Here is a 24,412-nt window from a genome sequence, read left to right as displayed (position 1 = left end):
GTCAACGGGGAGAACTTCGTGGCCATTGACAAAATGGCGAGATCACGGAGGTCATCTGATAAGTATCGAGGCTCCCCCATCTTTGACCCGCAAATGCCGAGTATCCGAGCTCCGGCCACCCGAAGTGCCGAGCGTTCAAATGTCGCAATTGGCGACCCGGTAGCGTCTCCTGCACTGGGGGTTCATCGTCCACCAGCGGCAATGAGGACTGCGTCAAACTGGCGCAGCGAGGGAGGAGTTCGCGGCAGTGCGAAAGAGCGTGGAACGACAGATTTGCAGCCTACGATGAGTGGGACAATCGCTCAGCCGATCCTCAACAACCCGTACGAGATTCCGAGCAGGCACCACGAACTCGGACAGCAAGGACCAACCGGCACAATCGTTGATGGCCGCAGACCCTCGGAATCGTTCGTCCCGATTGCCAAGGCCAAGAAGGGTTCCACACCTGCAGCAGCAATGTCGGCCCCTGCCGCTGAGCAACAGTCCCTCGACCTCGATATCACCCGCGAACGCCGTGAAGCCAACGATCTGATCAACTCTTTACGCCGCGAGGTGGGCTTATGGCGGATGCGTGGCTACCCCACCGTCACCCCCTACACTCGCAAACTCCTCGAACACTGGTCCGACCCGGACAAAGAGAACCGCGTGCTTTTCGCCCAACGGGAAGCTGCCGAAACGGCGATCTACCTCGCTGAGGTCGCGGGCCGAGCAGGCAATACCGACTGGCGTACTCGCATGGATGCAATCAACGCCGAGCACAACCAAGATCTGCCACGGATCGCACTCAAGATGGCGACCGGCGCCGGCAAGACTGTTGTCATGGGCATGCTCATCGCCTGGAACACCATCAACAAGGTGCATTCGCCTCGCGACGGACGCTTCTCCAAACGGTTTCTGATCGTAGCCCCGGGGGTGACGATCCGTGACCGGTTGCAAGTACTTCAACCCTCGGTACCAGATAACTACTACGACGCGCGCGATCTTGTCCCGCCTGACCTGCAGCACGCGCTCGGTCAGGCTGAAATCAAGATTATCAACTACCACCAATTACAACTGCGCTTAGTCAATGAAGCCAAAGGTATTGCCAAAAACACCCGCACCCTGCTTAACGCCGGCAAGTCTGTCGACCCGTTCACCGAGACCCCGGAGCAGATGGTCTCGCGAGTACTACGTGGCTTCACCGGCAAAGGAAAGCTTTCTGAGATCGTAGTGTTCAACGACGAAGCACACCACTGCTACGTCGACCGTGCCACTGACGAGGCTGCAGCCGAGGTAAAAAAGCTCTCTACGATCGAGAAGACAGAGGTCAAGGAAGCCACCGAAGCAGCTCGAATGTGGTTCCGTGGCTTGCACGCGATCTCAAAAAAAGTTGGCATCAAAACGGTCTACGACCTGTCCGCCACACCGTTCTATCTTACCGGGTCTGGCTGGCCCGAAGGCTTCATCTTCCCGTGGGTTGCGTCTGACTTTTCATTGATGGACGCCATCGAATCCGGTCTGGTCAAGGTGCCTCGTACCCCAGTCAACGACGATGCGGCAATCGATACCGTGGCGTATTTGAACTTGTGGGACAACATCGATCCGAAACTCCCTGCCAGGAACACTGACAAGACGATCAACGCCGATACTTGGATGCCACCACCAGTTGTCCAAGGCGCGCTCGAGTCGCTGTACGCGGACTACGAAAAGGCATACGCACTGTGGGAAGAACAACTCCGCGATCTCGGCGAACCACCCCCCGTGTTCATCGTGGTGTGCTCGAACACCCTGGTTTCGAAGCTGGTCTACCAATGGATTGCCGGGGCAATTACTCGCGCGGACAACGAGAGCATCCGCGACCACTACAGGCCGGGGAACCTGTCGCTGTTCGCTAATGGAGATGGTGATCGACCCCATGCTCGACCACTCTCGCTGCTGATCGACTCAAAGACCATCGAATCCGGCGAATCGTTCACCAGCGATTTCACGCAGGCCGCGGCCGCCGAGATCGACGCATTCAAAGCTGACTATCGCATCCGCTACCCGGGTGCGGATGCCGACTCGATCACCAACGAGGATCTGTTACGCGAAGTGCTCAACACCGTCGGTAAGCGCGGTAAGCTCGGCGCCGACGTGCGCTGTGTGGTGTCGGTCTCAATGCTCACAGAAGGATGGGACGCCAACAACGTCACCCATATTCTCGGGATCCGTGCGTTCCGGTCTCAGCTTCTGTGCGAACAGGTAGTGGGCCGAGGTTTGCGCCGACGTTCCTACGCACTCAACGACCAAGGCATGTTCGATCCCGAGTACGCCAACGTCTACGGAATCCCGTTCGCATTCATCCCGTCAGACGGCACTGTCGTCGACACACCGCCGTCTCCGCCCTCTGTCGAGGTCTACACAAAGCTGGAGCGAGAGAGCATGAAAATCGTGTTCCCTCACGTGCAGGGCTACCGAATCGAACAGCCGGACCTGCCGCCTACAATCGACACCGCAACCGCCCGCAACTACCTACTGTCCGCGTCCAATGTTCCTACTTGGACCGAAACCTCCGGGCTGGTCGGAGAATCCGTCGTCATCGAAGGCCGAGACACGCGCGGAATTCGTGAACAAACCGTCGCGTACAAGCTTGCCGAGACCTTGATCGACCGGCAGTTGACAGCAGACGACAACTCCCGGCGCCCCTGGCTATTCGGCGATATCTCCAAGCTATGCCGAACATGGTTGCGCGCCTGCGTCACCATCGAAGCTGGCCGCCATATCGGTGAAATCATGCAAACCACCGAACGTCTCGTTGAAGCCGCCGAGTACATCTACCAAGCACTCACCGAACAGGACGAGGAGAAACGCATCACCTGGCTTCGCCCTGTACTTCGCGACTTCCGGCCGATCGGATCCACCGACAACGTGTACTTCCAAACCCGCAAACCCGTAATCGATACCGAGCGATCCCCCATTTCCCATGTGGTTCTTGACCCCGCCCGGACAGGCGGTGTCAATCAGTGGGAGAAGACCATCGCCGAAACACTTGAAGACATGCCTGATCTGGTGGCGTCGTACGTGAAAAACGACCACCTTGGGTTCACCATCCCCTATGTCCATAAAGGCAAAGCCGCCGAGTACCACCCGGACTTCCTTGTGAAGCTCGCCGAACGAGACGGCGACCCACACACCCGAACCCTCATCGTCGAAGTGTCCGGAGGCCAGAAGCCTGCCGGCCCGACGCTGGCCAAGGCAGAAACGGCACGCAACACATGGATTCCCGCGGTCAACAACCACGGTGGACTCGGCAGATGGGGCTACGTCGAGATCCGATCCATGAGCGGCGCTCGCCACGCCCTTACCGAAGCAATCCGACACCTCAATAACGATCTGCCAATCCCCGCTGACTTATCCACACCCGACCAGCTCACCCTCTGAAAGGGAGCCCCCCGAGAATGAATGCACGCAAGGCTCCCACCCCCAAGGGCCCGACCCCCGTTGAACGAATCAAGCACGAAGATAAACGCACCAACCTGCCTACGGCGGACGCCCACGAGTTCGTGACGCCAGAGATCGAAGCACCACGCACAGTGCTGTACCCCCGCGACACGTCACTGGATCCTCAACTGGTGTGGAAGGGCAAAGATTCTCAAGACTCTCAGAATCTTGAGGTTGACGCTCCGCCAATCTTTATCCAGGAGAAGATTGACCCTCGGGTCCTTATCGAGAACCTCCGCAAGACCTCCAAGACTTCCGAACTTGAGCCGGAACTGACAATGTTCGATGTCTTCGATGGCCTAGACGAATACGACGCAGTTGATTTTTACCGCCACTCTGCAAACTGGTCCAATCGCATGATTCTCGGCGACTCACTGCAGGTCATGAGCTCACTCTCCGAACGCGAAGATCTTCGTAGCAAAGTTCAGATGGTCTATATTGATCCGCCTTACGGAATCAAGTTTGGATCGAATTTTCAAACATCTTCTCGAAGCAAGACAGTTCGTGATGGAAAAATTGAAGATATTACCAGAGATTCGGAGCAAATTAGAGCTTTCCGGGACACCTGGGAATTAGGAATTCATTCATATCTTGCATATTTGCGAGACCGACTGGTCGCCGCTTATGATCTTCTCAATGACTCAGGTTCCGTATTTGTTCAGATTGGAGATGACAACTCCCATTTGGTTCGCCTCCTTCTCGATGAAATATTCGGATCCGGAAATTACGTAAGCTGCATTACAGTAAAAAAGGCTTCTTCAGCTACATCGCAATCACTTCCTAATATTTCAGATTATATTTTATGGTACGCAAAGGATGCAACAAAACTTAAATATAGAACACTCTACACGCGAAGAAGTTCAACCGTGGTAGGAGATCCTGCAAATTATCGATACTTGATGCACCCGAATGGTGAAGTATCGACTGCAACTACTGGGCAACTTGCAGGGATTGAACCCCTCCCCGAGGGAGCCAAAGTATTCTTTAATAATGTTATCATTAGCTCGACAGCCTCCGAGTCCACCCTCTTTGAATTCGAATTCAAAGGAAAGAAATACCGTCCACCAGGGAGAAATGGATGGAAGACAAATCTAGAAGGAATGAAAAAACTGGCTCGGGCGAACCGCATATACTCCTCCGCTAATGGTAAAACTTTGCAGTACATAAGGTACTGGAATGATTTTTCTGCCACCGCTTTGACTAACATATGGACCGATACGATGGCTCCCAACCTACGTGACGGAAACAATTATATCGTTAAAACTAATCCGAAAATCATCGAACGCTGCATGCTGATGTCTACTGACCCCGGTGATCTAGTAATAGACCCAACCTGTGGCGGCGGAACAACCGCATACGTTGCCGAAAAATGGGGGCGCCGCTGGATCACAATTGACACATCACGTGTTTCTCTTGCACTTGCACGCGAGAGACTTATATCGACAAAATATCCTTACTTCTTACTCGCCGACTCCAAAGAAGGACAGCAAAAAGAATTAGAGATATCCGGCCGCACCAATTATGAACAAAAAGTCACTGGCGATATAAGACACGGGTTTGTCTACGATAGGGTACCCCGCGTTAAACTTAGCTCCATCACGAGAAATCCCGATGTCGTTGATGGAATGTCTCAATCCGAAATCGACGAGTGCATCGCTCGAAATGCCGAACAAGAAATGCTTTATGGATCACCGTTTGAGGGTGCCCGGAAGATTCGCGTGGCTGGACCATTTACTGTCGAATCATTATCACCTCATCGGGCGGCATCGTTCAAAGACCCGAAGCAGGAACCTATTGAAAAACAGCAGGAAACACTGAGTAAACATTACGAACTCGGCGAAGATGTTTCAAAAGACGAATCCTTCGAACAGATGATTCTCGCGAACCTCGCTGCGGCCGGAATACAGAACGGCCGCAAGTCCGAGCGAATGTCGTTACAGACTCCCGAAGCGTACCCAGGACAGTTCGTGCAAGCTGTCGCAGCGCAATCCGTAGAAGAGGGGGAAGCTCCACTGCGAGTGGGGCTAGCGATAGGACCGCAGTATGGGACTGTCTCGCCACGGTTTGTGAAAGATGCTGCCCGCGAGGCGATCACCGCTGGTGATATCGATATCCTCGCTGTACTCGCGTTTGCATTCGACCCGGCAGCCAGTGGAGTAAAGACCGCAGACGGAGGTGGCGATTTAGAGAAGACCGATGACTTCGCAGCAGTAGCAGCCTCACGAAACCTGGGTCGTCTCCCCGTGCTATTCGTGCGGATGAATGCTGACCTATTAATGGGTGACGAACTCAAAAAGACAGGCTCCGGCAACATGTTCATGGTCTTCGGTGAGCCGGACATCGAACTGCATGTCAACGGTGACGACGTCGTGGTGGACCTGCTCGGTGTCGACGTCTATGACCCGAACACAGGAAAGGTTCGCACAAACGACACCTCTCAGATCGCACTATGGATGATTGATAGCGACTACAACTCAGAGTCGTTCTTCGTCCGACATTGCTACTTCACTGGTGGGAACAAGCCGTATGAACAGTTGCAACGCGCACTCAAAGCTGATATTGACGTGGATGCCTGGGAGACACTGTATTCTACGACGTCACATCCATTCCCGAAACCAAGTACAGGCCGAATCGCAGTGAAAGTAATAAATGACTATGGCGATGAAGTCATGAAGATCTTCGAAGTCGAGTAGCGCTAGAGTGATGGCTCTTCCGGATCAACTTTGCACACTCTGGATCCGGAAGAGATTCCCTAGATTTTGTCAAGCTGATTCATTGCATCCGAGCATAACAAGTGGTCTTCAGCATGCCCGTAGCTGTCTCGACGGCTGATCGATTCAGATTTTAAACTCTTCACTGCATGTTTCATAAACGACCGTTTTCAGAACACCGGCGTTGTGTCGGCACCTTACGGAGCCGGTCGATCAATCAGATCGACCTCACGCACTCTCGATCGTGGGCCGAGTTATTTGCGAAGGAAAGCGAGAATCAACCGCAGCTCTCATAGACGCTGGCACCGTTCTTGGGACCCAGTCAGACCTACCTCACTCATCGCCTCCTTCACCCCTGTTATCCAATAGTTTTAGCTTCCCTCCCCGGTGATAATCTTCCGACAACGTCAACCACGGTGGGATAAGTACATCCCAGCCCACCGCGCACCTGGCTTCCCTGCCCTTAGGTACGGGTTCACCCACAACACCCCTATCGAAGAACGGGAAGAGACATGACCGGCGAGGAAACACAGTACGAGGTCACTGAGATCAAGGCGATCCGGGGGACAGAGGCGAAAACGATCACAAGAAAGCAGCAGGAAGGCTGGGAACTGGTCACCCAACAGCAGGGCACCTTGCGAACCACCATGACCTTCCGCCGGCCAAAGCCAAAGACGCCCTGGCGATTGTGGGCAGTACTAGGCGGTGCCGCTGTCATCCTGGCGGGCATCATGACCGTCGGGGCGCTATTGGAAGACGACAGCGACGCCTCCACGACCGAAGCCGGGGCAGCCTCGAGCACCGAGCAACCCTCCCCGCAGCCTGCTCCTGAACGGTCAGCGGAACCTGCGGCCCCGGAAACCGCTGAGATACTCACCATCGACAACAACGAGGATCTCGCCCGGATCCTGCACGATACGGACCAGTGCGGCCAACCAGTCGCTGATTTCGCCACCCAGTATGCGGGCCGGACCATCCAGTTCGACGGTCACATCGCCGCGATGAACAACTTCAATAACAAAACGCGCTACGACATTCTGATTGGCGCCAGAGATTTCGACTTAAGCGACCTCAGCGGGCCGGATTTCCAGTTCCGGGACGTCAACATCGTGTCTGATCTACATCTCATCGGTCCCGACATCCCCGACACCTTGGGGGTCAAAGACACCCTTCGGGTCACCGCGGTCGTGGGAAAATTCGAGGAAAAGAGGGGCTGTCTTCTCCAACTTGACCCAGTCTCCACCGAGATCCGATAGCAACCGCCCCATCACTAACACTCCGAGCCGATCATGATCCGCCTGGCCAACTGGTTCTTCAATCTGCCGCTGGTGCCGTGTCTGTCGTAACCGCCGCACCGCCGTCATTCCGTCAGCAACGTCCATTCCTGCAGTTCCAGGACGATTACGGCGCTTCCGGTTGCACGTACGCCGGTAGTTTCATGCCTCGTTTGCGACGTGATTGAGTGTCTCGAATTAGAATCGATTGCACGTCCATCGCGATCTTGACAGGTGGGCGTGTCGAATTCTCTGCCAAGATCAGGTCTATGTCCGATTCTGACGCTCGACGCACTGATCCCATTGCGGTGGGTTCTCGGGTGACGGTGATCCCGTCCTCCGGATCACAGGCCGGCGATACCGCGCCGCAGTCCGGTGTCGTGGTCGAGGACTTCGCCGATACCGTCATCGAGAGCTCCGACCTGGGGCGGGATTGGGCGCCGGTGCGGCGGTGGGCGATCGCCCTCGACGACGGCCGTTTGGTCTTCGCCGCCGAAGGCGGTCTCAAGCTCGCCTGAATCTTTCCCTCTCTCACCGAGAAGAATCACGGGATAGAAGTACGCCACTCGTTGATGCCAGCGAGAAAAGATGCTGTTCAGTGCTTAATGTGCGGCGTCGAAAGCATCGATTATTTCTGCCTTGATCCGTCCACGAAGGGAGACCTCGAAGCCGTTCTTGCCAGCCCAGTCCCGGATCGCTTTCAGTTGCTCGGCGGATCGACCAGACCCCGACATCTTGATCGCAGTCGAAGTATTCGCACGCGCCTTGCCGGCAGCGGAAACCTTCTCTGCGACCTTGATATATGGAGCGAACACTGCTTCGATCTTGTCGGCATTCGTGGGTCGAAGATCGATCCGATAATCGGCACCCTGATAAGAAAACGTGACCTGGTGTCCCAATCCGGCGTCGATGGGTTTTCCGTCGAGATCGTCGATAAGTTGGCGAATAAATATTTCGGCCACAGGGAATCCTCTTCGTTGCATTCTGGATGAATATCGCGTTCATGTTATCCGCAGTATCCGATAATCCAGGACGACCCAGCTTCCGCCGCACGGACCACCAACCCCACCGGCGACCTCGAGCGCGCCCACAGCGGTCTCGGCAGCCGATCGGACCCGATTTTCGGCGCCGCCGAACGATGTTTCATAAACGTTGGCTTTCAGGAATCAGGAAACAATTTTCGGTGAACTGGACGACGCATGTTCCGAAACTCGTGTCCAATATCGATGGTTCGCCAGATGGGCTATCGACGAGTTGTGGAACACCATTACTTGTGAGAGACGCCCAGGTCTCGGACTGTAACTGTCTCTTCCGGATCTAGTGCCCCGAGTTTGAAGTTGTTTTACGGTCAGCTTTCGCCAGGATCTGCTCGGCGGTTTTCGTCCACACGAAAGGCTGCGCCCGCGGATTCCACCCGTTGATGAGTCGCGGATCTTCGTCGTGAGTTCGCGGACGCTGCGGAAAGTGCCTCGGTGGATCGCCTGGCGTTCGATGATCCCGAACCACACCTCGACCAGGTTCATCCATGATGCCGATGTCGGGATGAAATGGACATGGATCCGCGGGTTCGCAGCCAACCACTGACGGACCTCGGCCTTCTTGTGGGTCGCGTAGTTGTCCATCACCAGATGCAGTTCCTGCTTCGGATACGCCCGCGCAACGTGTTTGAGGAACACCAGAAACTCCTGGTAACGGTGCCGCGGTCGGCAGATCCCGGTCACCTTTCCGGTCGCGATCTCCAACGCAGCGAACAAGGTGGTAGTGCCATTGCGGACGTAGTCATGGGTTTGCTTCTCGGGCATCCCAATCTGCATCGGCAACGTCGGCGCCGTCCGATCCAACGCCTGAATCTGCGACTTCTCGTCCACACACAGCACGATCGCGTTCTCCGGCGGATCGAGATACAACCCCACGATATCGGTCACCTTCGCAACCAGTTCCGGATCGGTGGAAAACTTGAATGTCTCACTGCGCCACGGCTGCACACCGTACTCACGCCAGATCCGCGCGACTGTGCCGTACCCGATCCCCAGATGTGTTGCGAGCAGGCGTGAACTCCAGTGTGTGACACCGTATTTCTTTGGTGGCGGCATCAGGGTCGCGGAGACGATCTCGCGGTGGTCGAGACTGCGCGGCCGCCCGGAGCGGGGATCGTCGTCGAGGCCGGCCAATCCGTCCGCGTCGTAGCGGGCGCGCCAGGAAATTACTGTCGGCCGCGACACCCCGACCAATTCCGCAATCGACGAATTCGACTCTCCTTGAGATGCGAGCAAGATAATTCGTGCCCGCTGCGCCGCACCGGAAGGGATCGACCTCGACCGCACCCGCCTCGCCAATTCGATATCGTCCCCGTCGCGCAAAACCAGAGGCGTAATCCGCATGGGTGAAGTATCTCAAACCATACTGTAAAAGAACTTTAGGCGCGAGGCACTAGAGTGCGTGACGTCGATTCGCCGGTGATCGCGTGACCACACGATGTAGAGGGTCCTGCGTGTTCCGAAAACACTTCCAGAGCTTGCTCAACTCGACCGAAGCCTCGGGAAGCGTCGGAAGGAGATCCTCGCCTATTTCGACACGGGCGCCTCGAATGGGCCGGTGGAGGTGATCAACGGCCAGGTTCGAGCACCCCTGCGCGGCATTGCCTTGGGATTCCGGAACCTCACGCACTACATCGTGCGGTCACTGATCCACTCCGGCCCGCTCCAGAAAGGAATCAACGCACTCTGAAACCGGAAGAGCCAGTTTACCGGATATTAATTCGGCAGGGGTGTCCGACATTGCGAATCTGGGGGTTGCCCTGTGAAGTTTCGTGGGGTGTATTAAGTTTTCCGGAATATGATTCTGGTCGGGATCATTTTGGCCGAGCCAATTGGCGTGGCCACCGGAAAACGAGGAGACCCTGGTGCGGAAGATTTATACTGCAATATTTTCTGCTTTATTTATATTAGCTGGGATGGGCGCGGCAGGCGCGGCTCCGTCGACAGGGTCGCTGGGCATTGGATCCTTGAGCTCCGGATCCATCGACGCTGGTTCCGTGGGCTCATTCTGGGGGTCTCTGGCCCCCGATGACGAGCAGTCGTACGACGAGGTGGACCCGGCCTCGGGCACACTTATTGCAGATAGCGGCTTCCGGGTCGATCGTGATGGGTTTAAGTATCGGAACTGGGGTGCTCTCTCTGCGGAACATCCGCGGGGTCTGACCCCCGAGTTGATGCAGTCGCTGTATGGCGACAAGGTCTGCGCGCGCGTCGTCACTGGGGAATGCGCTCTTTCCGCGACCGGACAGGCGCTGCAGGCGGACCTCAATGATTTCCTGACTGGCGGTCATTGTTACGGATTCGCCGCGGCATCAGGACAATTCGAAACGGGCGTGATCGCCAAGTCCGACTATTTGCGACCCGCCACCACAGTCTTCGAGAATGACCCGACGGATAAGCTCGATGGGCTGATCTCGCGGTACGCGGCCACACAGTTCTCGTCTCCCACTACCGATGGCACTGTGCGGTACTCGGTCTCGCAGACGCTCGATAGGCTCACGGCGGCGTGGGGGCAGGACGAGAACTACATCCTGTCGGTATTCGGCACGGTCGGTGGGCACGCGATCACGCCGATCGCGCTGCGCGATCTCGGCAATGGCAAGACGGGGATCGTGGTCTACGACAACAATTTCCCTGGGGTAGAGAAGATGGTGGTGGCTGATCGGGCCGCCAACACCTGGTACTACACCGCACTGCTGAACCCGAGCACGCCCGCCTACCTGTTTGTCGGTTCCCCGGCCAACCAGATGGAGCTGAGCGAGCTGAAGCCGTCAGCGCAGCTGCAGGAATGTCCCACCTGCGTTGATGGCGACGAGTCCGTCCTCGTGCTGGTCAAGGACAATGCCGAGAACCCAGACGGCACGATGATCGACTGGGACTTCGACGTCCAGGCGCCTGGCGGCGGCGAGATCGACGGCCTTGAGAGTCGCCCGCTCGTCAACACCCAGAAGGCCGCACTATTCAGCGTTCCCGCGGGGAAAGCATTCGAGATCAAGCTCAAGGGCGCACCCGCCGGGCTGACCGCGGACATCGACATCTCCCTCTATGGTGATGGCTGGGTCAACGAGATCGACAACATCGCGCTGCAGCCCGGCTCCATGGCCACAGTGGGCGTCGATCAGAGCCAGCGCACGCTCACACTGAGCGGCACCACGGTATTCGAGCCGCTGCTGATGCTCGCGGCCGAGCAGGCAAATTGGTCGGTGTCTACGAGGGGTGCGGACCTGCTGCTGCAGCCGGGCACCACCCTGTCGGTTGAGCGGGACGCGGACGGCGACGTCGTCTATGGTCTCGCCGGCCTGGGCGCGCCCGCCTCGATGCTGATCGCCGTCACGCGCTCGGACTCCGTCGGCGATCAAGCGGTGAGCACCAATGGCCCGGTGGCGCTTCCGGCCAACGCCGAGGCATCCATCGCCGTCAACGGCTGGAACGGCGCCTCGCCGTTGACGGTCCGAGTCGTGGGGGCCGGTGTCGACGAGAGCTACCCGATGAGCCCGAGGTAGCGAACACTCCGCACGCAGGCCGAGCCCACCTCCCCGGGGAGGTGGGCTCGGCCTCGCTCTGCCACGCCATCGCATCCGCCACCTGCCGTGACTGCAATCTCGGGATGGCCGGGGAGACTGGGAGCGGTTCAAGCCGGGGTGAATGGGCTCTTCAAGATCGAGACTGCGTGGCGGCGCACGATTCACCTGCGAATACACGGGCGGTGACGTCTCCATATCTCGCCAGAATGCGGACCCGGTGGCTGCTCCACAAGCGTCTACCACCCGACGCTGCGCATGCTGGATCCTCCAAACGGCTGGCCGCGGTGTTCGCAAACGAGGCGCATATCGGGTCGAGGTCACCCACGGCGCCTGTCAGGACTTCGTCGCCGACTAGGAACCCAGACCGACAGCAGGGCAAGATTGCGATGTTCAAGGCTATGAAGCGCATCAAGTCCGGTGTCCCGAAGGGGCTTCCCGAATTGGGTCAGTATAAGCGAAGTCCATGGAAGCGACGGTGTCATTTTCAGAAGTCGACTGCACGGTGTCCTGCGATTTCGGCCTTGCGTGCAGTTGTCTTCTGACATTCTGTGTTCAGAAGTGCAGTGCACTCGGCAGCTGCGCTCGAGGCCATGCTGCGGAGGCGTGTCGTGGATGCGGAGAGAATCAGCATCGTCGAGAGCGGCGTACTGACAGCGTCGGATGAGCAGTGGGAGCTGGCCCGGTCGAGGTTCGCGGTCTTGGCGCCGTTGGCAGGGGTGGACACAGTCGGTTTCGCGGCGGCCGACGAGGCTGCCGAGCGGTTGCAGCTCTCGCGCCGGCAGGTATACAGCCTGATCGATCGGATTCGCTGCGGATCAGGGACTGTCACCGATCTGCTGATCGCACCGCCTTCGGGTGGCCGCGGCCGGGGCCGAGTGAGCGCCGAGGTGGAGGAGGTGATCGCCGATTATCTCGCGAAGGAGTTCTTGAAGCGGCAGAAACTCAGTGTCGCGGCGATATACCGCCGAATTGCGTTGGCCTGTCATCGATCAGGATTGCGGGTGCCGGCGCGCAATACGGTGGCAACGCGGATCGCAGCGATGCATCCCGGAACTGTAGCCAGGTTGCGTGGGGGCCAGGATGCTGCGCGGCCGCGCCAAAGCGCCGGCGGTGTCCCTCCTCCGGTGGAAGCGGTACTCGAGCAGGTGCAGATCGATCACACCGTGGTCGATCTGATGATCGTCGACGAATACGACCGGGCACCGATCGGACGTCCGTATCTCACGATTGCCATCGATGTCTTCAGCCGCTGTGTGCCAGGGTTCGTCGTCACACTCGATCCGCCGTCCGCAGTGTCGGTCGGGTTGTGTCTGGGCAGGGTGTGCTCGGACAAGAGCGTACGGATCGACGCTTTGGGCCTTGGCGCGGATGTGCGGTGGCCGATGGGCGGAAAGCCGCACCGCTTGTACGTCGACAACGCCGCCGAGTTCAAAAGCGAAGCGCTCCAGCGTGGTTGCGAGCAGCACGGCATCGACCTCGGCTACCGACCACCCGGCCGGCCGCATTACGGCGGGATCGTCGAACGCATCATCGGCACCGTCATGACCCAGGTCCACGAACTCCCCGGCACCACGTTCTCGAACCCAACGCAGCGGGGCAGCTACGATTCGCAGGCAGCAGCGGTGCTGACCCTGACCGAGCTAGAACGATGGCTGGTTATTTCGACATCCTCGTACCACGGGAGCCTGCATTCGAGCCTCGGTCAGAGCCCGGCAGCGAAGTGGTCCGACAGCATCACCACACTGCGGAACCCTCCGCCTGTGGTGGTGGACGAGACTGCGTTCGTCGTCGATTTCCTTCCGGTAATTCGCCGGAGATTGACCCGCACGGGATTCACCATCGATCATGTCCAGTACTTCTCGAACACGCTCAAACCGTGGATCAGTCGCCGGGAGCAGTTGGGTACATTCGTCATTCGGCGTGATCCCCGCGACATAAGCCGAATCTGGGTCCTCGAACCCGACAATGGTGCAGGGTATGTCGAAGTGCCGTACCGGACGCTCTCGCATCCGGCGGTCACGTTGTGGGAGCACCGCGCTGCAGCCGCCCGGTTGCGTGAGCGGGGCCGCACACAGATCGACGAGAGTGCGTTGTTCTCGATGATCGAGCAGATGCGTGAGATCACGACCGGGGCGAAGAAGGCGACCCGCACCGCGCGGCGTAACCGCGCCCGCCGCCAACACCTACCCGTCCCGGCAACCACATCATCCGGGGCGATGAGCACTCCGCCGCCGGACGATCCCACCGCTCCCAGTGATGTCGTCGCGGCGTTCGACGACATCGAACAGTGGTGACTTCATGACCGAGCCTGCAGACGATGATCTGACACATCTGCATCACGCGGCACAACCGCTGGCGATGCTCCCTGCGGCGCAGCGTATTCGGCATGTTCGGGCCGACCGCTGGATCGGCTATCCCCATGCCCTGGCGGTGATCGAACAGCTCGAGGTGCTGCTCGCGTGGCCCGATCGAGGGCGAATGCCGAACATGCTGCTCGTCGGTCCGACGAACAACGGCAAGTCGATGATCATCGAGAAGTTTCGCCGCGCTCACCCGCCGGTCAGCGTCCCCGACCGCGAGCAGATCCCGGTGTTGTGTGTGCAGATGCCTTCGGAGCCGTCGGTCAGCCGCTTCTACGTGGCATTGTTGGCGGCGTTGGGGGCTCCGCTCCGTCCGCACCGAAGAGTCCACGAGCTTGAGCAACTGGCACTGACGTTGCTGCGCGCCACCGGTGTGCAGATGCTGGTGATCGACGAACTGCACAACCTCCTGGCCGGCCGCGACGGTGTTCGCCGCGAATTCTTGAACCTGCTGCGCTACCTCGGCAACGAACTACGAATGCCGCTAGTGGGTGTCGGGACCCGCGAGGCCTATCTAGCGATCAGGGCCGACGCGCAACTCGAGAACAGATTCCATCCGACGATTCTTCCGGTGTGGGGCAACGATTCCGATACCCGTTCGCTGCTCGCGAGCTTCACGGCCAGCTTTCCGTTGCGCAAGCCCTCACACCTGACGTCGGAGGAGATGACCGGATATCTGCTTGCCCGCAGCGAAGGCACCATCGGGGAGCTGTCGATGCTCCTCACCGCTGCCGCGGTCGCCGCGATCGAGACCGGCGAAGAAGCGATCACCCACCACGTTTTGACGATCACCGACTACACCGGCCCCAGTGGGCGGCGCCGACAGTTCGAACGCGACCTGGCATGAGCAAGGGGGTCGAGGAGGTGCAGCGATGGCCCCTGCACCCGCAGCCTCAAACCGGTGAAGCACTGACCTCCTGGCTTCGCCGAATCGGAAACCTCTACGGGATCAGCAACATCGTCCAGCTCGTGAGCGAACTCCACCCCGATGGCGCGGGGTCGGATCTCGATCGAGACATCCCCGATGCCGCGGCCCGAATGCTCGCTGCCCGCAGCACCGTTGCGCTCGATCAGCTACAACAGATGAGCCTGTCGGGCTGGGTTCCGTGGCTGCTCGACAGCACCGACCCAGAGGAATGCGACTTCGACACTTACGTCCACCAACTCTCGGTCCTGATCCCACCGCAACTTTCGAAGGGTGATCGCCCCCGCCGCGCTCCAACAGAACCGGGATGGCTGCCGTGGGTCACCGACACCCCCAACGACCGCGTATGCCCGGTCTGCATCGGTGCCGGCGACGCGGACACTGTCATCGGTGTGAAGTTGATATGGCAGCTGTCGCTAGTGGCGAGCTGCCCCGAGCATCGCTGCCGCCTCGAACCCTGTCATGTCGTACCTGGTCAGATCGTATTCTGGGACAGGAGTGTCTGTGCCCTCGGTAAGGACCTGCGCCCCACCCCGGTGCACAGTACGGTCACCGCCCTCGATCACCGCACCACCGCTGCCCTGGCAGAAGGCAGCGTGCTGTTGCCCCGAGCTCGTGTGCACGCGGGTCTGTGGTTCCGGATGCTGCGCACACTGATCGACGAGATCTGCATCCCGCTCAGCAAAGCCGGCACATATGCCCGCGATCTTCGGCTGATCTGGGAATGCGCCGATGACCGGCCACCACGTGCACTCACTCGCCCGTTCGAATATCTGAATCGGGCCGATCAGAGTCGGATCCTCGCCGGAGCCGCTGCCGCGATCACCCTCATAGAGGACGGCACGATCACCGCGGCCGGAACACACGGCGATCTACTCAGCCCCTACCCGGCTGATGCAGTCTTCGCCGGAATACCCTTCCCACCTTCGGTACCAGCGCCGCCGGCGCACACGGACACCGCATCCAGTGCGTGGGAAAAGTTGCCCGCGCTGATCGACGCCGTTGTTGCCGCAGCCCGAGAAAACGCCGACACCGCCCGATCCCTACACGCATTCATCCTGCTCGGAGCCCGCACCGACCAGCAGATTCGCAAGATCGACGACACGTTCAACGAGCTGGGCATCGACATCGGCAACCGAGATCGGTGACACGATCGCCGCGTCGAAACAGGGGTCTGCAGGCATCGCTGCGCGTCACCCACGGTCGGTGTGCGGTGACCGACGAGAAATATCGAGGTCGCGCGATTGCTGACCGTCGCCGCAGCAACCTACGAACGAACTGATCGGGTTGTCCTTGTGCAGCTCAGTTAAGCCGAGATTTGGGTGCTGATTCGTCTACCGGTGGGTCACTCATGATGTGTACGCGGTTGGTGACGAGAATTTCCTTTCCCGCACCGTCTTGTCGAAAACCGCACCTCAGCGTGTTTTCACGCTGTCCTGGCTCATTGCATCTGATGCCGACACAGTAAGTCTGATGCGGCGGAGCGCCTATCTGATGCCTGGCGCAGGAAATCTGATGCGGGCCCCAGGTCACGCCCGACGTTGCGAGGGCTGCGTAGGGCAACCGAAGTGCAATCGGCCTGGGCGACAGTCAACAGATTTCCATGCGCATCAGATTCAGTGAGCCGATGTCGAACGTGGCAACTCAGGCCATCTGATGCACCGCTGGTCGAAGGTTCGTTGCGGCATCAGATTCGCTGAGTCAGGACACACGCCAGAAATTGTGTCGGTAGCGGCCGATACCGTGACGTCATGACACTCGAGCAGGATGTACGGGTTCCCGCCGCGTCGAACGTCGGCACCGTGGCAGTGTCGCCCGACCTGACGGCAGCGGAGACGGACCGGATCAGGCAGTCGATGTCCGCCTCACGCGCGGAGGGAACCCTCCGCGCCTACGCGTCGGCGTGGCGACGGTTCGAGAACTGGTGCACCGCCGGCGGTCACACGGCGCTGCCCGCGCATCCGGTGACAGTGGCGGCGTATCTCGTCGATGCTGCCGACACTTTCACACCGGACGGGCAGCGAACGTTTGCGCCCGCCACTTTCTCGAAATGGGTCGCGGCGATTGCGCACTGTCACCGTCGTAGTGGCCACGACTCCCCCACCGGTCACGAGACAGTCCGCGCCACTCTCTCCGGAATCCGCCGTATCTACGCCCTGGCTGGTGATCGGCCCCGTCGGCAGATGGCTCCGCTCTTGACCTCCGACATCGTGGCCATCGTGGCGCACTCCCGAGACACTGTTACCGGTTGGGCCGGTGAAGTCCTCGAGCGCCGCGACACCGCCTTGTTGTTGATGGGGTTCGCGGGTGCGTTCCGGCGCAGTGAGCTCGTCGGGCTCGACTGCGGCGACATCGCTGTACACCGGCTCGACGGGGTGCACGTTCGTCTGCGGCGCTCGAAAACCGACCAGGACGGTACCGGGGCGGTCAAAGCGTTGCCGTTCACCACGTCGCACGTCAGCTGTCCACCGTGTGCGGCGCTGCGGTGGTTGCAGGTCGTCGCCGCATACGAGCGAGATTTCCGGCCCGGCGTGATCCGGCTGCTACGGACCGCGCCGGCATTCGACTCGCATCTGTGCCGCGGCCCGGTCCCCGCACCCTCGCCCCGCTCCCCACTGTTCCGGTCGATCGCCAAGAACGGAAACCTCTCCGCCACAGCCTTGTCCGGAGCTGCGGTGCACGCCGCGGTTCGGCGCCGGGCTACCGCTGCGGGTTACGACGAAACTCTCGTCGCCCGGCTCGGTGGGCATTCGTTGCGAGCCGGGTTCGTCACCCAAGCCTTCCGTAACGGCGCCGAGGCGCACGCGATCATGCGCCAGACCGGCCACACGACACCGGGGATGCTCGAGGTGTACGCGCGCGAACATGCACCCTTGATCGGGAACGCCGTCACCGATATCGGACTCTGAGCCGTGTCCACACTGAACACGGACACTGTTTCCGTCAGCCCTGACGTCGAACTCGCACTCGGGGTCAAGGACCGATTCGGGTGGACGTTGTTCACCGACTGGTGCGCCGCCGCCGACCGGACGGCTTTGCCGGCCGAGCCGGTGACGCTGGCACAGTTCATCGCCGAAAACTCTGCCGCGCTCTTGACACAGCGACGCAGAATCAGCACCGTCAACGCGGTGCACCGCGCTGCTGGGCACCCGGAACCCGGCCGCGCGGACACGATCCGGCGGATGGTAAACACGTCGCGATCCGATCGGCTGTCGATCCTGGAAACAGTTGTCGCGCAGATAATTCCGCGACTCCCGGTCTTCGGATGGACGGGAGGGTTGTTCGGACGCCGCGACGCTCTTCTGCTTCTTCTCGCCTCCTCCGGTCTCAGTTTCGAACAGATCAGTGCCGTGCACCGCAACAACATTCGCTTCGACCGTGACATCGTGGTTGTCGACGGTGTTCACCCGGTCCGTCTCGACCCCGACACGTACCACGCGAAGATATCGCCGGCCGACGTGTACCGGAGGTGGGCGCAGATCCCCGAGTTCTTGGATCGGACACCCTCGACCCGACTTCTCGCCGAGCACCTCGACGCCCACACGCTCCCCGTCAACGCAATGACGATCGAGGCAACTGGGGCTGTTACCGGCAGGAAACAGACGGGCCCCTTGTTCACCCCGATCGACCGCTGGGGATTTACCCCCATCAGCGGGCCTGCGCTCACTGCGCAGTCGGTGTCCTCGATCGTCAACGCTCATCTCGCCGGCACCTCGCCGCCGCACCACCCGCGTCCTCAGCGCCCCCGGCGTCCCGATACGCCAGATTACGAGCCCGAGGTCTTCCGTGACATCGACCTCGACGACAACTATTACGAGAGCGGCCTCGAAGCCCGCCGCACCGCACACGCCGCCCTCACCGATGTCACCGCGGCCTTGGCCCACGTCGAGGACAGAGCAGACGAAATCCTCCGAAAACTCCTCGCCGTCCTCGACACCGAACCCTGACGCCGTGCTGCACCCCTCGGAAGATGCGACGTAGCGTGACGTCATGTCAGATATCACGATTTACACTGTCGGGCACTCGACACACCCGATCGAGGAGTTCATCGATCTTTTGCAGACGCACGGGGTCAAGAAGTTGATCGACGTGCGAACCATCGCCAAGTCCCGGCACAATCCGCAGTTCGGTGAGGCTGCTTTGGCGGCGAGCGTGCGCGCACGCAAGATCACCTACCGCCGTATGAAAGCATTGGGCGGCTTGCGTCATGCCCGCAAGGACAGCGTCAACGGCGCCTGGCGGAACGCATCGTTCCAGGGGTACGCGGACTACATGCAGACACAGGAGTTCGCCGACGCGGTCGACCTGCTGGTGGAGCGAGGCCACAGCAGCGATGTAGCGATCATGTGCGCGGAAGCTGTGCCATGGCGATGCCATCGTTCGATGATCGGTGATGCGCTCGTGGTGCGCGGTGTCGTCGTGCTCGACATCATGACCAAGAAATCGGCGCCGCCGCATACGCTCACCTCCTTCGCGTGCGTTGACGGGACGCGTGTGAGCTACCCACCCTCGCCGGAGACGTCGTGAGCGCGGTCAGCTGGGTTCGGAACGAACACGATTCGCGTCCACTTGCTGGAAATGCGTTCTCCACCAGTGGGTTAGCGCAACCCTGGCCGCAAGACGAAAAACGTCCTGTGCACAATGAATGAATGCCACGTTCAAGCCCCATTTCCGCTTGGAAGTCTCTTCGTGAGGGTAACGAGCGATTTATCAACGACGCGTCCATTCACCCGAGCCAGGGAATCGTCGACCGCGCGAAGCTGGTCAACGAACAGCATCCCACCGCGGTGCTGTTCGGTTGCGGTGATTCGCGCGTAGCCGCCGAGATCATCTTCGATCAGGGTCTCGGCGACATGTTCGTCGTGCGCACGGCAGGTCATGTGCTCGACGATTCGGTGCTCGGTTCGATCGAATACGCCATAGACGTGCTCGATGTGCCACTCATCGTCGTCCTCGGCCACGACAGTTGCGGCGCAGTGAAAGCCACTCTCGATGCCTTGGACAAGAACGCGGTGCCCGACGGTTTCATTCGTAGTGTGATCGAGCGCGTCACCCCCTCGATCCTGATGGGCCGTCGCGAGGGATTGTCGACGGTCGACGAACTCGAAGGCCATCATGTGGTGGAAACAGGGTCGTTGATTATGCAGAGGTCGCGGATCATCGCGGAAAAAGTGGACAAAGGCGCCTGCGCGATCGTCGGCGTCACCTACACATTGTCCGACGGGCATATGCGTCTTCGAGGCACGGTTGGAGACATAGGAGAAACCGTGCCAAATACTGGGGGGCTCGACGCCCCGCTGCCCGCTGACTGAGGAACCTGTCAGCCGGCCTACCGACGCGGCTTCGAGCCTTCCACCCGAATTACGGTGATTTCCCGGTACGCCGACGACCTCGAACGCATCCGATAACGACGTCACTTCTATGCTTGCCTCGACCCCGGAGATGGGGGAATATGCCGGAACCATTGGCTGAGTTGCTCAGGGACATCCGACGGTGCACGCTCTGCGCGGACCACCTGCCGTGCGGACCGCGTCCCGTACTGCAAGCAGGCCCATCGGCTCGGCTGCGTGTGATCGGCCAGGCGCCCGGCCGCAAAGTCCATACGACGGGTGTTCCCTGGGACGATCCCTGAGGTGACCGCCTGCGCACTTGGCTCGGTCTGACGCCCACAGAGTTCTACGACCCGGACAAGGTAGCCGTCATGTCGATGGGCTTTTGCTATCCAGGCAAAGCCAGGTCGGGCGATAAACCACCGAGATCCGAATGCGCATCTCATTGGCATGAGGCACTGAACGATCGTTTGCTCGACGTCCGACTCACGGTGTTGGTCGGTCAGTATGCGCAGGCACATTATCTACGTGGTCGGCGCAAGCCGACGCTGACCGAGACCGTCAAAGCAGCGAAGGATTACCTGCCGTTGGGGTACCTTCCCCTCCCACATCCTTCTCCGCGCAACCAGCCGTGGCTTGCCAAGAACCTGTGGTTCGAGAAGGACGTGTTGCCAATCGTCCAGACCGCAGTTCGTTCGCTCGCCCTGTGAAAGATCTCTTTTCTTCACGTAGAAGTTCAACGCGAAGCACGCACACACCTGTGTTCGTCAGTGATCAATTGACCGTCTACATCACCGAACCGATACCGGACGACGTCGACCACTGCGTGATCGAAAAGTCGCAACGATATTACCGTTAGCGTGCTAAACACATGATATGAGTGATGATGATCGGCAGAACGCTCTCGCAGACGTCATGGAACTTGCACGCCTCCTGCATGCTCTTCGAGGACTGTCCGATGAGGTCGAGACGCTTCTCGCGGACGCGATGAAGAACGCTCGCAGCTCAGGACTCAGTCAGGTGCTCATCGCGGAGGCGGCTGCACTGTCCTCTAGCCGCGTAAGCCAAGTGGTCAAGTCCGACGGAGTTACGGTGCCCCGATCACATGTAAACGACCGCGTACGAAAGATCAGTGAATGGCCCGCCGAGGCGCTGAAGCCCTATCGAGCCTCGTTCTCTGGACGCATGACCACTCCCCCCTACCAGCGGCGGCGCCGCCCTACACACGCCAGTAACGAATGATGCAGTCGAGCACATGACCGTACGGAGCGACTTTCCGGGTACCGGGACTGCTGACGTCCTCGTCTCATGGCCGCACCGGCAGTTCCGCGTGACGGTACGGCCGCTCACACAACCGGGGGCTGAGAGCGCGCGCCTCGCGGCAACGAGCCCCTCTCTGTCAGGATTTAGTGAGACACTCGGAGGCAACCGAGATCACTCGCTGAGGGCATGAAACGAGCACCACCGATGAGCAGCCCGAACCCCGAAACACCGTCAGATTCGCCGGCGGATCCTGCCCCGAAACCGACCCGCAGAACCTTCACCACCGAATACCGCAACCGCATCCTCGACGAATACAACAACGCCCCACACGGAGAGAAATCTGCAGTCCTGCGCCGCGAAGGTTTGTACCAATCTCAACTCCGAGAATGGGCCCAAGCCAGAACCGCAGCGGCCGGGAAGTCTCGACCGAAAGCGGTCGCCCATCCCGACACCGACGCCGCGACACGTAAGGAAATGGCCCGACTGACACGCGAGAACGCTCGTCTGGCAAAGCAATTGACGCAGACGGAGGCCGCGCTCGAGATCATGGGAAAACTTCACGTGCTCTTGGAATCCATCTCCGAGAGCACGGACACACCGCCCTTACCGAAGACGCACTGAACAGCACATTCGCCGACCTGCGAGCCGCCGAAATCCCCACCAGGCGATCCTGCATCCTGATCGGGCGATCCCGCGCCACCCACTACCGTCACCAGCAACCACCCGTTCAAGGTCCCCGGAAACCAAGACCCATCCCGGACAACGGCCAAGCGCTCACCGCATCCGAGCGAGCGAAAGTTTTGACCGTCATCAACAGCGACAAGAACGCTGACCTGGCCATATGTCAGATCTGGGCGCGGGAACTCGACGAGGGAAACTACTGGTGTTCACTGTCGAGCATGTATCGGATCGCCGCCGCGGCCGGACAAAACCGTGAACGCCGACGAACAGCGACACATCCACCGAAGGCGATCCCCGAACTCCTCGCCGACGGACCTTCACAGGTCTGGACCTGGGACATCACCAAACTTCGCGGGCCCACCAAGGGCGTGTGGTTTCACCTGTACGTACTGATCGACATCTACTCTCGCTACAACCCGTCGTGGATCGTGGCTGCACACGAAAGTGCTGAATTGGCAGCTGAATTCATTGCGGAAGCAATCGAGCGCAACGGCATCACCCCGCACACCGTCCACGCGGACCGCGGCACTTCGATGACCTCAGGATTGGTGTCGGAACTGCTCACCAACCTCGGCATCACCCGGTCGCATTCACGACCGCGAGTATCGAACGACAACCCGTACTCCGAGTCGCAATTCAAGACTCTGAAATACCTGCATGATTTCCCGACTTCGTTTGCATCACTGGATGATGCACGAGTGTTCTTGGAAGGATTCTTCAACGAGTACAACCATATTCACCGTCATTCGGGAATTGCCTGGCATACGCCGGCGTCGGTGCACTTCGGGACCGCTGACGCGGTCGACGAGGCCCGGCAGATCACTCTGAACGAGGCTTACGTCGCGAACCCTGCCCGGTTTTCGCGCCGGCCAAGTCCGCCCGAGATGCCGACCGTATTCTTCATCAACGAACCGGTCTCGGAATCGCAGATCAACTGAACGTCACTGTCTCACTTGACTTGACACATAGCGAGCCGCGGGAACTCGCCTGACATGTGTGCGCCTACCAGGGCGATTCGTGGCGGCGATCCCGCGTGCGAGTGTGCGTTCCTGCAGGTTAAGAGCGGACCTTTGTCCATAGGATCCCACTGTTGCTCATTCCCGGGCTTCGCGACGACCCGATATGCCACTTCAGGCGGTGTAACTGATTCTCCGGCACCGCCAATTGGGCTATCCATTCCGGGGGGGGTGACGACGACGAGACCGCTCGGTATTATCAAGGCAATCGGAGGAGGTGCCCGATGAACGAGATCGAAGTGCCTTTCGTCGGCACAGACCGGGAGACGGCGCATATTGCCCGCCTCGCCCTACAGCCTGTCCTCGACAGCATGTACCGCAGATACGGCGAACACGGGTACGGTGGCCATCCACAGGGTGAGATCGAAACCGCTCTCAAACGTGCCGGTCGGGGTAGTTTCGCGCGGGACCGAATCGAACTATTCGCTCGGTACATCGCTCTCGGGCAACGTCCGGTTCTCGTCGCCACCAGTGACGAAAATCTTCACATCTCCAGCCGTCATCGCTATCCTTCACGACATCGACACCAGTCGCTGACACCCCGAGACGACTTCTGATCAACTCCACGCTCAAGACGGGCGTCTGCACGCTGTGTTCGTCGGGATGAATTTATTCTCTCCGTGTGCGTGGGTGTCAGAAGCGGACGCTGCTCTCACCTTTCGGACTTCGCTCGACGCATTCCTTCCTCCTCGACTTCAGGCGTCGCGGCGTGACCTTTCCCGTTGACGCGTGAGCTGGGCAGAAGCGACGAAACGCCGATCCTGTCCCTGGATGCGTCGTAACTGGAGTAGTTCTGAGATGAGTCGTCGTGGGCAATAATCTGATCATGGTT

At 59.6% G+C, this 24,412-nt stretch carries 17 protein-coding genes and 3 pseudogenes; 18 read left to right on the top strand and 2 right to left on the bottom strand.

Annotated elements, in window-relative coordinates:
* The first annotated feature begins 18 nt into the window (after positions 1-18).
* From RA302_RS34250 to RA302_RS34235, 4 genes are all read left to right on the top strand, one after another.
* Positions 19-3,399, top strand: a complete 3,381-nt coding sequence (locus RA302_RS34250; RefSeq protein WP_338481312.1) for a DEAD/DEAH box helicase family protein — start codon at positions 19-21, stop codon at positions 3,397-3,399.
* A gap of 17 nt (positions 3,400-3,416) precedes the next feature.
* Complete coding sequence (locus RA302_RS34245; RefSeq protein ID WP_338481311.1) at positions 3,417-6,152, top strand: site-specific DNA-methyltransferase; 2,736 nt, start codon at positions 3,417-3,419, stop codon at positions 6,150-6,152.
* Between the two features lie 530 nt (positions 6,153-6,682).
* Positions 6,683-7,426 (top strand): DUF4839 domain-containing protein, encoded by a 744-nt coding sequence (locus tag RA302_RS34240; protein ID WP_338481310.1) that lies wholly within the window; start codon positions 6,683-6,685, stop codon positions 7,424-7,426.
* A gap of 287 nt (positions 7,427-7,713) precedes the next feature.
* On the top strand, positions 7,714-7,962 hold the full coding sequence (locus tag RA302_RS34235) for a hypothetical protein (RefSeq protein ID WP_338481309.1): 249 nt from the start codon (positions 7,714-7,716) through the stop codon (positions 7,960-7,962).
* 84 nt (positions 7,963-8,046) lie between these two features.
* Here the strand turns inward: RA302_RS34235 and RA302_RS34230 are convergent, their stop codons facing one another.
* Both RA302_RS34230 and RA302_RS34225 read right to left on the bottom strand, forming a co-directional pair.
* Positions 8,047-8,406, bottom strand: a complete 360-nt coding sequence (locus RA302_RS34230) for an Lsr2 family protein (protein WP_338481308.1) — start codon at positions 8,404-8,406, stop codon at positions 8,047-8,049.
* A 355-nt stretch (positions 8,407-8,761) separates the two neighbouring features.
* Positions 8,762-9,825: pseudogene (locus RA302_RS34225) on the bottom strand (IS630 family transposase).
* 109 nt (positions 9,826-9,934) lie between these two features.
* Here RA302_RS34225 and RA302_RS34220 point away from each other — a divergent pair.
* From RA302_RS34220 to RA302_RS34155, 14 genes and pseudogenes are all read left to right on the top strand, one after another.
* Positions 9,935-10,171 (top strand): annotated as a pseudogene (locus tag RA302_RS34220) (transposase); the annotation flags it as partial.
* 307 nt (positions 10,172-10,478) lie between these two features.
* The gene (locus RA302_RS34215; RefSeq protein ID WP_307846829.1) at positions 10,479-11,984 is read left to right on the top strand and encodes a hypothetical protein; all 1,506 of its coding nucleotides are present in this window, start codon (positions 10,479-10,481) and stop codon (positions 11,982-11,984) included.
* A gap of 629 nt (positions 11,985-12,613) precedes the next feature.
* Positions 12,614-14,299, top strand: a complete 1,686-nt coding sequence (locus RA302_RS34210; protein ID WP_338481307.1) for a Mu transposase C-terminal domain-containing protein — start codon at positions 12,614-12,616, stop codon at positions 14,297-14,299.
* 4 nt (positions 14,300-14,303) lie between these two features.
* Complete coding sequence (locus RA302_RS34205) at positions 14,304-15,212, top strand: TniB family NTP-binding protein (protein WP_338481306.1); 909 nt, start codon at positions 14,304-14,306, stop codon at positions 15,210-15,212.
* Positions 15,209-16,438, top strand: coding sequence for a TniQ family protein (locus RA302_RS34200; RefSeq protein WP_095972675.1), 1,230 nt, complete (start codon positions 15,209-15,211; stop codon positions 16,436-16,438). Before RA302_RS34205 ends, RA302_RS34200 begins: the two co-directional genes overlap by 4 nt.
* Before the next feature lie 603 nt (positions 16,439-17,041).
* Positions 17,042-18,199, top strand: coding sequence for a site-specific integrase (locus RA302_RS34195; protein WP_095972674.1), 1,158 nt, complete (start codon positions 17,042-17,044; stop codon positions 18,197-18,199).
* A 3-nt stretch (positions 18,200-18,202) separates the two neighbouring features.
* Complete coding sequence (locus tag RA302_RS34190) at positions 18,203-19,237, top strand: recombinase (protein WP_197940413.1); 1,035 nt, start codon at positions 18,203-18,205, stop codon at positions 19,235-19,237.
* A 43-nt stretch (positions 19,238-19,280) separates the two neighbouring features.
* The gene (locus RA302_RS34185; RefSeq protein ID WP_095972672.1) at positions 19,281-19,817 is read left to right on the top strand and encodes a DUF488 domain-containing protein; all 537 of its coding nucleotides are present in this window, start codon (positions 19,281-19,283) and stop codon (positions 19,815-19,817) included.
* Between the two features lie 122 nt (positions 19,818-19,939).
* Entirely contained in the window at positions 19,940-20,602 is a 663-nt protein-coding gene (locus RA302_RS34180; protein WP_030538117.1) for a carbonic anhydrase, read from the top strand.
* Positions 20,603-20,742: 140 nt separating this feature from the next.
* Positions 20,743-21,330, top strand: a pseudogene (locus tag RA302_RS34175) (uracil-DNA glycosylase family protein).
* Between the two features lie 166 nt (positions 21,331-21,496).
* Complete coding sequence (locus tag RA302_RS34170; RefSeq protein ID WP_095972669.1) at positions 21,497-21,862, top strand: hypothetical protein; 366 nt, start codon at positions 21,497-21,499, stop codon at positions 21,860-21,862.
* A gap of 225 nt (positions 21,863-22,087) precedes the next feature.
* Entirely contained in the window at positions 22,088-22,504 is a 417-nt protein-coding gene (locus tag RA302_RS34165) for a transposase (protein ID WP_030537394.1), read from the top strand.
* A 179-nt stretch (positions 22,505-22,683) separates the two neighbouring features.
* Complete coding sequence (locus RA302_RS34160) at positions 22,684-23,502, top strand: DDE-type integrase/transposase/recombinase (RefSeq protein ID WP_080712793.1); 819 nt, start codon at positions 22,684-22,686, stop codon at positions 23,500-23,502.
* A gap of 302 nt (positions 23,503-23,804) precedes the next feature.
* Entirely contained in the window at positions 23,805-24,137 is a 333-nt protein-coding gene (locus tag RA302_RS34155) for a hypothetical protein (protein WP_197940412.1), read from the top strand.
* The last annotated feature ends 275 nt before the right edge of the window (positions 24,138-24,412 follow it).

Source organism: Rhodococcus sp. DN22 (genome assembly GCF_036669995.1).
Classification (GTDB): Bacteria; Actinomycetota; Actinomycetes; order Mycobacteriales; family Mycobacteriaceae; genus Rhodococcus_F; species Rhodococcus_F erythropolis.
Note: the sequence above shows the minus strand (reverse complement) of the source record. Positions and strands in the feature narration are given on the sequence as shown.